This is a genomic window from Pedobacter cryoconitis (assembly GCF_001590605.1).
Classification (GTDB): domain Bacteria; phylum Bacteroidota; class Bacteroidia; order Sphingobacteriales; family Sphingobacteriaceae; genus Pedobacter; species Pedobacter cryoconitis_A.
The window spans coordinates 939,752-953,500 of the sequence record NZ_CP014504.1; the positions used below are offsets into that span (position 1 = coordinate 939,752).

12 protein-coding genes are annotated in these 13,749 nt (G+C 36.1%); all 12 read left to right on the top strand.

Going from position 1 to position 13,749, the window contains the following annotated elements:
• Nucleotides 1-98: 98 nt before the first annotated feature.
• Nucleotides 99-2,681 (top strand): DUF5686 and carboxypeptidase-like regulatory domain-containing protein, encoded by a 2,583-nt coding sequence (locus AY601_RS04000; protein WP_068396775.1) that lies wholly within the window; start codon nucleotides 99-101, stop codon nucleotides 2,679-2,681.
• A gap of 27 nt (nucleotides 2,682-2,708) precedes the next feature.
• Nucleotides 2,709-3,281 (top strand): DUF4833 domain-containing protein, encoded by a 573-nt coding sequence (locus AY601_RS04005; protein ID WP_068396779.1) that lies wholly within the window; start codon nucleotides 2,709-2,711, stop codon nucleotides 3,279-3,281.
• 24 nt (nucleotides 3,282-3,305) lie between these two features.
• A complete protein-coding gene (locus tag AY601_RS04010) occupies nucleotides 3,306-3,935 on the top strand; it encodes a sterol desaturase family protein (RefSeq protein WP_068396782.1) in 630 nt (209 codons plus the stop codon).
• A 223-nt stretch (nucleotides 3,936-4,158) separates the two neighbouring features.
• Entirely contained in the window at nucleotides 4,159-6,534 is a 2,376-nt protein-coding gene (locus tag AY601_RS04015; protein ID WP_068396785.1) for an outer membrane beta-barrel protein, read from the top strand.
• Between the two features lie 160 nt (nucleotides 6,535-6,694).
• Complete coding sequence (locus tag AY601_RS04020; RefSeq protein ID WP_068396788.1) at nucleotides 6,695-7,192, top strand: hypothetical protein; 498 nt, start codon at nucleotides 6,695-6,697, stop codon at nucleotides 7,190-7,192.
• 513 nt (nucleotides 7,193-7,705) lie between these two features.
• Nucleotides 7,706-8,203: a hypothetical protein gene (locus tag AY601_RS04030; protein ID WP_068396795.1), complete on the top strand. Its 498-nt coding sequence runs from the start codon at nucleotides 7,706-7,708 to the stop codon at nucleotides 8,201-8,203.
• A 130-nt stretch (nucleotides 8,204-8,333) separates the two neighbouring features.
• Nucleotides 8,334-9,269: a Vps62-related protein gene (locus tag AY601_RS04035; RefSeq protein ID WP_068396798.1), complete on the top strand. Its 936-nt coding sequence runs from the start codon at nucleotides 8,334-8,336 to the stop codon at nucleotides 9,267-9,269.
• A 188-nt stretch (nucleotides 9,270-9,457) separates the two neighbouring features.
• Nucleotides 9,458-10,168, top strand: coding sequence for a nucleotidyltransferase family protein (locus AY601_RS04040; protein WP_068396801.1), 711 nt, complete (start codon nucleotides 9,458-9,460; stop codon nucleotides 10,166-10,168).
• Entirely contained in the window at nucleotides 10,169-11,062 is an 894-nt protein-coding gene (locus AY601_RS04045) for a hypothetical protein (RefSeq protein WP_068396804.1), read from the top strand.
• Nucleotides 11,049-11,984 carry a CDP-alcohol phosphatidyltransferase family protein gene (locus tag AY601_RS04050; RefSeq protein WP_068396807.1) on the top strand — a complete coding sequence of 312 codons (936 nt, stop codon included), beginning with the start codon at nucleotides 11,049-11,051 and terminating at the stop codon, nucleotides 11,982-11,984. The genes AY601_RS04045 and AY601_RS04050 overlap by 14 nt, the downstream gene beginning before the upstream one ends.
• Nucleotides 11,985-11,988: 4 nt before the next feature.
• Entirely contained in the window at nucleotides 11,989-12,975 is a 987-nt protein-coding gene (locus AY601_RS04055; protein WP_068396810.1) for a lysylphosphatidylglycerol synthase transmembrane domain-containing protein, read from the top strand.
• 46 nt (nucleotides 12,976-13,021) lie between these two features.
• A complete protein-coding gene (locus AY601_RS04060; RefSeq protein ID WP_068396813.1) occupies nucleotides 13,022-13,741 on the top strand; it encodes an HAD family hydrolase in 720 nt (239 codons plus the stop codon).
• Nucleotides 13,742-13,749 lie beyond the last annotated feature (8 nt).

Genomic DNA, 13,749 nt, shown 5'->3' on the forward strand with positions numbered 1-13,749 from the left:
GAATATAAAATGGATCTTTTTTTTGCTCTAATTATTGACTTTTTTACTGCATTAGTCCGTCCGCAGGTATTTTTTTTGAAATTTGTTCTTATATAATTATGAAACCACACCTAAAAAAAATCATACTGATCTGTGCTTTGGTAATGCCATTTTTTGCATTTAAAGCTGCAGCTCAGCAAACTGTGCCTGCTTCACGTACTGTGATCACAGGTACTGTGTCTGATGCAACAGATAAAGATCCTGTTCCTTATGCTACTGTGCTCTTTAAGGGGACAGGGATCATCACTAAAACGGATGTGGATGGTAAGTATACCATTTCAACCAGTGAAGCGCATACGCAGTTGCAGATTAGTTATGTAGGCTATAAGACATCTTATGTGACTGTTAAACCAGGGGAAACGCAAGTGGTTAATGTAAAACTGCAGTCTGAATCTCAAAAATTGACGGAGGTTGTGATCAGTTCTAACAAAAGGCCTGCTTACAGAAATAAGAATAATCCAGCAGTGGAGCTGATTAGAAAAGTAATTGAAAATAAGGCTAAGAATCAGAATAAGAACTACGATCACGTAGAATATCAGCAATATGAGCAAATGCTGTTTTCTCTAAGTAATCTGTCTGAAAAATTCCAGAACAAACGTATTTTCAAAAACTACCAGTTCCTTTTTGAAAAACAGGATTCTACAAAGATTGGTGGTAAGCTGACACTTCCTGTTTTTATGGAAGAAAAGGTGTCACAGGTTTACCTGCAGAAGTCTCCGGATAAGAAAAAGACGATTATTACGGGTGATAAGCATGTGAATTATGACAGTAAATTCATTGACACCGAGGGTCTGAGTAAGTATTTCGAAAGGATGTATGCGGACATTAATATTTATGACAGTAATATTTCTATAGTGAGTAACCAGTTTTTGAGTCCGATCGCTGACTCGGCACCTACTTTCTATAAGTTTTTTATTACTGATACGATTAAAACGCATAGTCCTCAGCTGATTGAGCTTTCTTTTATTCCAAGGAACAATTCGGATCTTTTGTTTGAAGGTAAGATCTACATCACAATGGACGGTAATTATGCTGTTCAGGATGCATTCCTGACCGTGAATAAAAATATCAACCTTAACTTTGTCAGAGCATTGGAGGCTAAGCTTGATTTTGATAAAAATCCGGATGGCAGATATCATTTGTCTAAGACAAATCTGATTATCGATTTTGGTATCAATAAGAATAAGGGCGGAGGTTTTACAGGGCAACGTACAGTCAAGTTTAACAATTACAAGATCAATAACCCTCAACCGGACTCTGTTTACAGAGGTGCAGCTTTAGTGGTTAATGCACAGGCTGGATTACGTTCAGAACAGTTCTGGGATAGTCAGAGACAAAATGATACTTTAGTAGGTGCCAATCTGAAAATCTATAAGAATATTGATACTTTACAAACGATCCCATCCTTTAAAAGGACGATGGATATTGTAACCTTGTTCTTTGCCGGCTATAAAGATTTCGGGCCATTTGAAATGGGACCAGTCAATACTTTTTACAGTTTCAACAGTGTAGAGGGCTTCCGTTTACGTCTGGGTGGCCGTACCACTCCTGCATTAAGTAAAAGAATCTATTTTGAGACTTATGGAGCCTATGGTTTTAAAGATGAAAAGTGGAAGTATTTCCTGAGTGGTACTTATTCTATAAACAATAAGTCAATTTATGCATTCCCGCAGAACTTTGTTCGTGCAAGTTTCCAGAGGGATACCAAAATTCCCGGACAGGAACTTCAGTTTGTACAGGAAGATAACTTCCTGCTCTCGTTCAAACGCGGGGAAAATAATATGATGACTTATAATGATATTTATAAGATTGATTATACCAAGGAATTTGAAAACCATTTTTCTTATGGTTTGAGTTTCCGTAAATGGACACAAAAACCAGCAGGATCATTAGGCTTTTATAGCTTTAATGCTGACAATATGGTTACACCTATTGATAAAATCAATACGACTGAGCTGACTGTAAATTTACGTTATGCGCCTTATGAGAAATTTTACCAGGGAAAAGTATACAGGACACCAATTATTGATAAATACCCTATTTTCAATCTGCGCTATACCGCAGGCTTGAAAGGCGTATTGGGTGGTCAGTACAACTATCACAATTTCATGGCCAGTATTGATAAGAGATTCTATCTGTCGCAATTTGGCTATACGGATGTGACTGTAGAGGGCGGGTACATTCTTGGAAAGGTCCCTTTTCCTTTATTGACTATCCACAGGGCCAACCAGACCTATGCTTATCAATTGATGTCATACAATTTAATGAACTTCCTTGAATTTGTCAGTGATCATTATGCAAGTATCATGATCGATCATAATTTCAATGGTTTCTTCTTTAATAAAATACCGTTGCTTAAAAAGTTGAAATTCAGAGAGCTGGTTTCATTCAAAGCATTGTATGGCGGATTAAGGAATGAAAACAATCCAAACACAAATCCATCACTGTTCCAGTTCCCTAAAAATGAGCAGGGCGTATCGACAACGAATGCATTAAGCAGCACTCCTTATATTGAGGGAAGTGTAGGGGTAGGTAATATCTTTAAATTACTACGTGTGGATATGGTGAGAAGATTTAATTACCTGGATAATCCGGGCGTATCAGAGTGGGGTATCCGTGCGAGAGTTAAATTCGATTTTTAGAAAAAGAAATAGTCAAATATATTTACCATGAGAACATTATCGTTCCGTTTGTTTTTTCTGTCAGCAGCAATAGCTTTAGGTAGCTTTGCCACTGCTTTCTCACAAACTCAGGATCAAAGTAACCCCTCGCCGCTGAAGTTTCCGGTACCCAGGGGAATTAGCAATCAGCTGTTCTACTTGCAGCGGGACCCGAACACCAATACGATTATCTGTGAATTAAATGCTGATGTCAAAGGACAGGTCAATAAAGATGAACCAATTCTTGTATACTGGATCCGCTATGATGAAAATGGGGAGAAAAAAGAATTGGGTTACGTTCAGCGCAAATTTGCTTATGGTATAAGTGCCAAAGCAATTGGTAAAGATCAGTATGAATTACGTTTTGTTTCTCATAAGAAATTACCAATGTACCTGGTGAAATCTGAGGAAGATAAAAAATATCATGTTTATGTGACAGTGAATAATAAGAAAATCCAAATAGAACGCATATTTTTGCGGATAGAAGGTGGATCGTTCTGGTTACCTAATGTGAAGTACGTCGAGATCAAAGGTGTAAATACTTCCAATAATGCGGTTATTACTGAACGAATCAAAATTTAAAATAATACCCTTAATTATATTGCTATGAAGAAAAATTTTATTTCGAATTCTTCTGATTCTATCAGGATGTTCAAAAGTGGATTTTTAGAGAGCTTGTCCAAAGTTCATTTTTACGTACCCCTGATTGTTTATATTCCGGTTATTGGTTATCTGTGCTGGCTTGCTTTTACTGACGTACATATGAATTTCTTCAGCTTTATTGGATGGGGGGCGCTGGGATTATTTATCTGGACTATTGCTGAATATATTCTGCACCGTTATATTTTTCATTTTTACCCCAAATCCAATATAGGGAAGAGAATACATTTTATTTTTCATGGTGTTCATCATGATTATCCAAATGACGCCAAACGGTTGGTAATGCCTCCAACAGCGAGTATCCCTATGGCGTTGGGACTTTATTTCTTGTTTTTATACCTGCTTCCTGCGGGGACTATATACGCCTTCTTTACAGGCTTCTTAGTTGGATACCTGGTCTATGATATGGCGCATTATGCCTTGCACCATGCTAACTTTAAAAATCCTTTCTGGAAGAAGTTGAAACAGCACCATATGCTGCATCATTATTCTGATTCAACTAAAGGGTATGGAGTGAGTTCAGCATTGTGGGATAAAGTTTTAGGTTCAGACTTTGATAAAAAGGTAAATACTTAATATAAGGTCGTTCAAAAGACGGACTTGCAAAAAACCTTCTGATATTTTATCGGGAGGTTTTTTTTTGAAGCGCTGTTGTGAATAAGTTTCTTTTGTGGTCATTTAATGTAATTTTAATTGATGAATATATAACTGATGTTTAAATGAATTTCATTTATGTATTGCTATATTGGACTTTTAGTTACCTGTTCCTGTTTGATTTATGTTGAGATGGTATTTTTTGATGTTCCTGCTTTTTTTACTGCTGTCAACGCTCAGGTCAGCTGCCCAGGTTGCTAAAACAGATTCAAGTGGCGTGAATTTAAAGGAAGTCAATATTGTCCGTAAGCGGCAGCCAGTTGTAATCAAAAAAGATACTATTGAATATGATGCGGCATATTATGGCGTGGATTCCAGTTTAATGGTCGAAGAATTGCTTAAACGTTTGCCCAATATGGAAATAGGGCAGGATGGTAGTTTAAGGTACGAAAATAAGGAAGTTTATAAATTAAGAGTGAATGGGAAGGACTTCTTTACCGGAGATGTAAAGGAGTTTATCCGCAGGCTTCCTGTGGGAATAGTTTCCAAAATTCAGCTAATCGAAGATTATGGTGACCATGCTGCTTTTACAGGGATCAGGACAAAGAGTCCGCAGAAGATGATCAATATTGTGACCAAAAACGGTATAAACAGCGGTAAATTCGGAGTTGCCGGGTTGAGTGCTGGTAATAATTCAAAAGCAGGACTGGATGCAAGCGGAAACTATTGGCTGGATGACAAGCAGATTTCTTTAAACACCAATTTAAACTATGCAAAGAATGCACTTGGTGTAGACAATTCAAGTAGTTTTAATACAGTGTATAATGACAAATTCAGTGATAAAGTTAAAATTACCTCAAATTACAGGTTTGATCAAAGAGGTAATAATTCCAATAACAGTTCGTTTATAAAAACTATTGCCCCATCGGGTGAGATTCTCAATTCCAGTACTGCTAAATCCGAAAATAAAACACAACAGCACCTGGTTAATTCATCGTTGATTTATAATCCTGCCGAAGAAACAGAAATAAGGATTTCTCCATCTTTATCTTTTTCTGATTCGCACCTAAATATGGATAGAGTGAGTAGTCAAACAGGGATAATTAATCAGGATTTGAGTTCAAATGCCAGAGTTGCAAATCATTCCAGTTCTTATCAGGCTGATTTTTCTATTGATCATCGTTTTAAAAAGGAAGGCAGGTCTTTGTCTTTCCAGGGATCGGTTCAAAGAGATCAGGGCAAACAAGGAAGTCAAACATTGAATACGATGCGGGATTATCTTTTTCCCGGAGATACGGGAAGAGATTCGGTTATCAATTTATTGATTAATGAAAATTCAGTAGAGAATAAAAAGGGGTTTAGTCTAGATTTTCGGGAACCTTTAAGTGAACATAGCAGTTTACAGTTCAATTTTTCAACTGAATTGTCAAAGCTTAGCTCAGATTTCAAAACGGGAAAAATTGATGCTGATCAAAAGATAACCAATTCAGACTCCCTGAGCAATCATAGTCTGGTCAGGACAAATACTCAGATTTATAGTTTGAGTTATAACTTTTCCGGTGAGAAGATGGATTTTGTGGCTGGTGTAAATTTAAACCGGAACCTGTTGGAAAATCAACAGGAGAAAATAGCGGAGACCCGGTTTACTAAAGTTAACCAGGTTTATCCGGCAGCCAGTTTTAACTACTTATTTAACAGCAGGAATTCTATTAAATTTACCTATACCGGGCAGGGTACGTCTCCCTCTATATTGCAATTACAGCTCAATACGGATGATTCAGATATTCAGAACAGAATAGTAGGTAATCCAGCTTTAAAACCTTCATTTAATCATACCAATGAGCTTGTTTTTCGAAATCAAGCTAAAAATGGCCGGTCTTTTCTGTTATCCGTAAATTATACAATCAGAAGGAATATGATCAGTTTAAACAAAACACTTTTTACAGATTCTTCTGGTTTGATCAAACAGCAGACCAGCTATGTTAATTTAAATGGCTCTTATTCAGTTGCACCATACTATTCTTATACTATTCCGTTGAAATTAGCCGGTTTACCGGTTCGTATAGCTGTGAATGGGCAAGTAGCCTACAATAACTTAGTGACGCTCACTGATGGGCAAATTAACCGGAATAAAGTCCTTACAATTTCTCAATCCGTAAGCGGCAATATAGATGCGCAGCAATTCAATGTACAGGCAGCTGCTATGTTGACCAATACTTCCAACCAATTCGCTATGCTGCCTGATCAAAACCTGAATATCCGGACGTTCCAGTTTAACCTGTCCGGAGCACTGACTTTTGGGCAGTATAAAGCAATTGCCAATGCCTTGAAAAGAATCAATTCTGGTTATACAAATATGCTGGCCGGAAATCCCCTGATCATTAACCTGAGTTTAGAGCGAAAGTTGTTTTCGAATAAAAAAGGTACAATCGGTTTGCAAATTTCTGATTTACTGAATCAAAATAATAATGCGATGAGGTCTTTCGCAGGTAATTCAACAATTGATGAGAAATCAGTAATTGTTACGCGTTATTTTATCTTTTCATTACATTATAGTCTGAATAAATTTGCTAAGAAGTAATTGTTAAAGGTTATTTATTTTCATTTTTGTGTTTTTAATGTAAATAAAAATTTCTTTTTAAATATTTTAATTTGATTTTAAGTTTGTATTTTGTAATCTTAAGTTGTTTTTGAAGCTCGGCTTCAGGGACTCAAATTATTTTAAACTAAAATCAGACCAAATGAAAAAAATCTTATTTATTTTTACCGCAGTGCTGTGTGTGACACTTTTTAGCCGTTCAGCTAAGGCTCAGGGTAATTACAGTATCGTTCTTTTTGAAGAAAATTATGAAACTACAAGTGATCTTTATACGAGTGGGACCTTTGGTAGTGGCCCAACGGTTAGAAAGGATAAAAATTCTTATTTCAATGCAGGAATCGGATACCGTGCTAATTTGAAGAAGTACAAGGTTTATGAATTTGTAACCAATTCATCTTCTTTGAATGACAGGGCAAGATCTGCTAAAATTTATTCAGATGGTCCCATTACATTTACGGTTTATGATAGTCCTGATGCTAAAACAAATGATGATTACACAGTTATCCGGGTTAAAACGGCTGCTAATGGTGTTTATATTTCTTCATTTGAGAACAATTATGAAGATGATAATTTAAAGGTCACTTATTATCGTAAAAATGGTCTGGATGGAAAAGTATCTTCACTGATTATCACGCAATAATATAAGTAGTCAGTTTGTTAAATATCGCTGCTGTGATGAGGCTGTATCATAAATTATGATCAGCTTCATCACAGCAGCGATATTTTTTTTGCCTGGCTGTTTGATAAGATTACAGTTAAAATTATACCTGATTTGTCTATTGGTTTTAACTGGCATCTTATATGTGGTTTTAAATGGTATTTTGCACCTGATGAGATTGGCATAAGTTAACTTATGGTTATTAATATACATTTATATGTTATTTAATAACGGCTTTTTTTGCCTACCCAGTTATTTATCCTGTTGTTCTCTGACGGGGTGTATTTATTTAATTTGTTTTTATATGGTGTTTTAAATTAATTTAATGTTAATTAATATTAATAAATATGCTTTTTAGCTGATTGAAATATGTTTTTATTATTTATTAATATTTTTTAATAAAATTAATTGTTGTTTTTAATTATTTAATGTAATTTTAAATTACTTAAAACATATGTTTTATAATTCATTATTTAATTACTAATAAAAAGAGAAATGAAAATTAAAAAATTATTATTCGTTGCTGTTGCTGTTGTTGGTGGTACTCTATTTAGTAAAGCTGCAAATGCACAGGCATTTGCTGAAATCCAATTGTATGAAAACAATTTTGGTGATGTTTCTCACCCATGCGGGGTGTTTGGCTCTATTGCGGCAACTCAGCCAGCTACTGTAAATAATCCTTATTATTCAATAGCGCTTGGTGGTACTGCTAACCTGAAGAATTTTCTGCTTCATCCTACTGCTTCATTTACGTCGATAAATGACAGAGCTAGATCTGGAAAACTTTCCGGTACTGCTGGAAGAAGTGTTACTGTTTTTGATAGTCCTGATGGAAAAACAAACGATGATTACACTGTAATTGAATTCAAAACTACTGTAACTGGTTATTACCTGGATACTTTTGAGAAAAATTATGAAGATAGTAATGTGAAAGTTACTTATGTACGTAAAAATGGTTTGGATGGAAAAGTTTCTGCTATCCGTATCCAATAGAAACAGGGATTGATTTCCTGGATATTTTAAAGATGGTTTTCCAGCTATAACTGGAAAACCATTTTTTTTAACTTTTCTATTCATCGTCCATGAGCCATTAAAGGTTTCATCTGACAGAAATAATAACGCAATGAAAGTAAATATTTTAGTAGCCCTGTGCTTATTAGCCTGCGGGTGCAAAAAGAGTGTGGAGCCTTCCAGTACTTTAAAGTCTCCATCTGCTGATGTGACCGTAAATGCGGCTGATCTTTCAAAAATCAAAGTCATAGTCAGGCTGCATCCTTCAGAGGATTATTTTCCGATGGAACCCCTCGATTTTATAAGAAAATCCCGCTTCAGACATGAAAGATCTGGTTCTGATGAAGGGTATAATAAAAACTCAAATAAATTTGTCAGAAATAATTCTCATAACAATGAGTATTATGATATTCCTGTAAATGTTATTAATGGGTATGGGCTGGAAAGCAGTGGCAGGAACAGAAGGCCAAAAGATGACAATAAAGGAGATTATAATGTGTTCCTTGAGCCCGATGATAATTTGCCGGGGGATCATGATCCTAATACAAGGGTTTCATCTTTTCTTTATACGCCAGATAATATCAGATTACAATACTGGTTGTTTTATGGGTACAATTATTCTAATGTATCGGGGCTGAGTTTTTCTCATCAGGGAGATTGGGAAAGTGTTACACTGAATGTTTTAAATGACAGCATTGAAGGCGCATGGCTGAGTGCTCATGGTGATGACAAATATTATGATAAAAGTGCACTTGAAATCAGCGTAACCGATGGGATTCAGACTTTATATATTTATAGTGCAAAAGGAACGCATGCCTTATACAATCATCCGGGAAAGTATCATATTCTTAATTCAGACGATGCTTCGGCTGGTGGGTATGAATGGTTAATCACTACTAAAGTTTCTAAGCTGGAAAACCAGTCCTGGAAGGATTATGCTGGTGCCTGGGGTGAAGTGGGGAGCAGGCAGCTACTACAGGGCCACTTGGTCCATGGTTCAAAAAAATCAAATAAAATCTGTCTTATTATTGCCATAATATTTTCTTAACACACCATAATCCTGACTATTTTACTAATTTCGTCTATTAATTTAAATTCTGGCGCTTTAAATTTTATTTAAAGCGCTGTTTTTGAATTGCATATATTGTAAATGGAAGATTCTTACTATTTGAATTTTTTCGGTTAAATTTACTTTATGCGTCTTAATTTGAAGAAATAAAAAATACGATAAGTTTTATGTTATATGCAATAATCGCTGCGGGAGAAGGTTCCCGTCTTTCCAATGAGGGCTATATAGGTTTAAAGCCTATGGTCATGATCAATGGGGAAATGCTGATTGACCGGTTGATGAGAATTTTCATTAATAACGACGCGGAGGTAATCTATATTATAATTAACGAAAATTCTTCTGAATTAGCAGAATATTTAAAGAATTACGAATCTGCCGTACCGCTTAAAATCATTACAAAAACCACGGAGAGTTCTTTGCATAGTTTTCATGAATTGTTAGAAGAATTTAAGGATATAGAAGAGTTATGTCTGACTACGACTGATTCGGTTTTTGAAAAAGAAGAGTTCCAAAACTATATTGAAGATTTTAAAGCAAACAAAAATGATGATGGACTGTTAGCAGTTACGTCATTCATTGATGATGAAAGTCCATTGTATATCAATTTTGATCCTAACAATGTAATCAAACAAATTACTGACCATGCAACTCAGGAAAAATCATTTGTTTCTGGTGGGATTTACTGCCTGCGTAAGAAAGCACTTGATCTGGTTCCTGTAGCAATTAATAGCGGACTACACCGGATGAGAAATTTTCAAAGACTTTTAATACAAAATAACCTGGTGGTAAGAGCGCATAGTTTTAATAAAATTATGGATGTTGATCATGTTTCAGATATTGAGAAAGCTGAACACTTTTTAAGCGAGGTAGAAAGATAAGTGGACGAAAACGTAAATAAAATAACCCTGCTTGGGGTTAAAAGAGGGAGCATATTTTCTCCTAACCATATTGGTAACGACGAGGCAATTTTTAACCTGACCATTTCGGAACTGGAAAAACTGGGTCACCAGGTTACGGTATGCACTGAAAATGAATTTTTAACTATGCCTGAGATAAAGGAAGAATTCATTTTTACGATGGCCAGGGAGAAAGATGTAATCTTAAAGCTGCAAGTACTGGAACGTTCTGGGAAAACTGTTATAAATTCTGGATTCGGTATTGAGAATTGTTTTAGAATTAATATGACAAATGCTCTGATTAACGCAAATGTACCTTATCCTAAAAGTAAAATTACCTCAACGGAAGAGCTTGCTGCAGATTTGTTTCAGGATTTACCCGGAGATGGATTCTGGATTAAAAGGGGTGATTTCCATGCCATTCATAAAGAAGACGTAACATATGTGGAATCTGAGGAGCAGGGAAGATATATTTTAAAAGAGTTTAGCCTCAGAGGAATACCTAATGCACTGATTTCTCAGAATTTATTAGGTGACCTGGTTAAGTTTTATGGGATCAGGGGAAGTGAGTTTTTCTACTTGTTTTATCCCTATGATCATAACCACCATAAATATGCTCAATATGAACAAACCAATGGAAAGACTTTCCATTATCCCTTTGATCAGGAGCTGTTAAAAAGTGTAGCGAATACTGCTGCTGAAGCATTAAATATATTTGTTTACGGTGGCGATGCTATTGTGAGCAAAGATGGGACGTTTCGGATCATAGACTTTAATGACTGGCCAAGTTTTGCACCGTGCAGAGCACAGGCTGCGCCATATATCGCACAATGTCTGATAGAAAATTTTACATTAAAAGTTGATGAAAGAATTTAACCTGACTGAGGAACAGTCAAAAATATCATTTGAGAATACACTGAAATCTAATGATACAGAAGAGAAAATAGATATCTACTTTTACCGCCCTATTGGTTATCAGATTGCACTATTTTGTGCGAAGCTCAATATTACTCCAAATACGGTTACGATAATCAGTATCTTTTTTGGTGTGGGGGCGGGGATTATGTTCTATTTTCCAGATTTATGGCTGAATGTGATTGGGATGGGCTTGTTAATATTTGCCAATTCTCTGGATAGTGCAGATGGACAGCTTGCCAGGATTACAAATAACAAAAGTCGTCTGGGAAGGATCCTTGATGGTTTTGCCGGGGACTTTTGGTTTGCGTCCATTCATATTGCGATTTGCTTGCGTCTTCAGAATGAAGGCTGGCCGGCCTGGATTTGGGTATTAGGTGTTGGCGCAGGGGTTTCCCATATTTTCCAGTCTGCTATGGCTGATTATTACCGTAATGTACATTTGTTTTTTATCAAAGGTGTGGCTGGAAGTGAGCTGGATAATACGGACGATTTGCAAAATGAATATGACAGGGATGTTAAGCAGACCAGTTTATTTTTACGGATAGTTGCTAAGGGGTACATTAATTATACCCGGTTACAGGAAAGATGTTCTCCTTATCTGCAGAAGTTTTTAAAGCTTGTCAAAAAAAGATACACAGCTGAATTACCTGCAGATTTAATCAGTGAGTTTCGCACATTGAATAAGCCATTAATGAAGTATACAAATATTATCCAGTTCAATACCAGGGTAATCTTTTTGTTTCTGTGGTTGTTTCTGAATGAGACCTGGGTTTATTTTGTATTTGACCTGGTCGTTTTAAATTCGATCTTAATTTATATGGTGAACAGACAGGAAAAAATAAGCCGCATGTTTTACGAACGTCTGTCGCTTAAAGCTTAAATCAATGAATAGTAAGGCTTATAAGGTAATATTCATGGCACTGGGCATTGTCACGCTCGGCTTTATGATCTACAAACTGGGTTTCCATGAAATTCTGGGAAATATAGAAAAAACGGGCGGATGGTTCATTCCTATTATAGGAAGCTGGCTGGTTATTTACGGACTGAATGCGCTTGCATTTCGTCAGATTATTGAAGAGCCTGCGTTACCTGAAAGTAAGTTGCCTTTTTCAACGGTTTTGCGGTTAACGATTACCGGATATGCAATCAATTATGTTACTCCTTTTGTAGCCCTTGGTGGTGAGCCTTACCGGATCATGGAGCTTAAAAAGTTTATGGGTATTCATAAAGCAACTTCTTCTGTGTTGTTATATGGAATGATGCATGTCTTTTCACATATTGTTTTCTGGGTGCTTTCGATCTTATTGATCCTGGCAGTATTACCGCTGGAATCAACGATGGTTATTGGTTGTATTATTGGCTTTATTGTAGGTATCCTGATTATTTTATGGTTTTTAAGTATCTATAAAAAGGGTTTCACGGTCAATACTTTTTTACTCTTGCAAAAGTTGCCTTTTGTCAAAAAATATGCGACTAACTTTTTAAAGGAGAAATCGGAATCTCTGCACGAAGTGGATGATCAGATCCGGATGTTATATGAACAACGGAAGTCACGTTTTTTGATGGCACTTCTGTATGAAATCCTGGCCAGGATAGTTACTTGTGCAGAGATCTATTTTACAGCGGTGGCCATTGGTTTGGATATGACAGTTTCGCAAGCGCTGATTATCAGTTCGGCTTCTTCATTATTTGCAAACATTATTTTCTTCTTTCCTATGCAGCTTGGGGTAAGAGAAGGAGGGCTGGCACTTGCACTTCGTAGTGTGGGTTTACCAGCAGAAACTGGTATTTTTATTGGGATCATCATGAGAATCAGAGAAATAGTGTGGATTATCTTTGGCTTTATTTTAATGAGAGTTTCAAAAAGATAATTTGAAAATATCATGTACTTTTGTCAGGAATAAAATATTCAATCATATGATAAAAGGACTCTTATTTGATTACGGCGGGACGATTGATACCAATGGCCTTCATTGGGCAGTAGTATTAAAAAACAGCTATCAGAAATTCGATATACAAATACCAAAAGACTTATTTTTCAAGGCCTATTCTTTTGGAGAAAGAAGCCTGGCTATTCACCCCATTGTAAAGCCTTCATTTACCTTTTTACAAGTATTACGTGCAAAAATTGAACAGCAGTTTATTTTTTTACAGGAGAATGGATTTGAAATTGACAAAAAATACATTGAACTGATTGCCAGTGATTGTAATGCGTTTGCCAGACAGACTGTTCAAAATGCCAAAGTTATTCTGGAAGAATTAGCTGCAGCTTATCCTTTAGTTATGGTTTCTAATTTCTATGGAAATCTGAATGCCGTACTGGAAGATTTTGGGATCAGACATCTTTTTGCTGAAGTAGTTGAATCTGCTGTAGCAGGGGTAAGAAAGCCTGATCCTGCAATTTATGGGTTGGGTGTAAAAGCTTTAGGTTTTAATCCTGAAGAGTGCATGGTCATAGGAGATTCTTTCAGTAAGGATATTATCCCGGCTAAAGAGATTGGATGCCGTACAGTGTGGCTGAATGGTATTGGATGGGAAGATGATGACCATTTAAGTGCTTCCAATACCAACGGTGTCCTGGCTGATGAAGAAATCAAGGATTTTTCAGCGCTTAAAAAGTACCTGGTTACTACCTGAGTTTAATT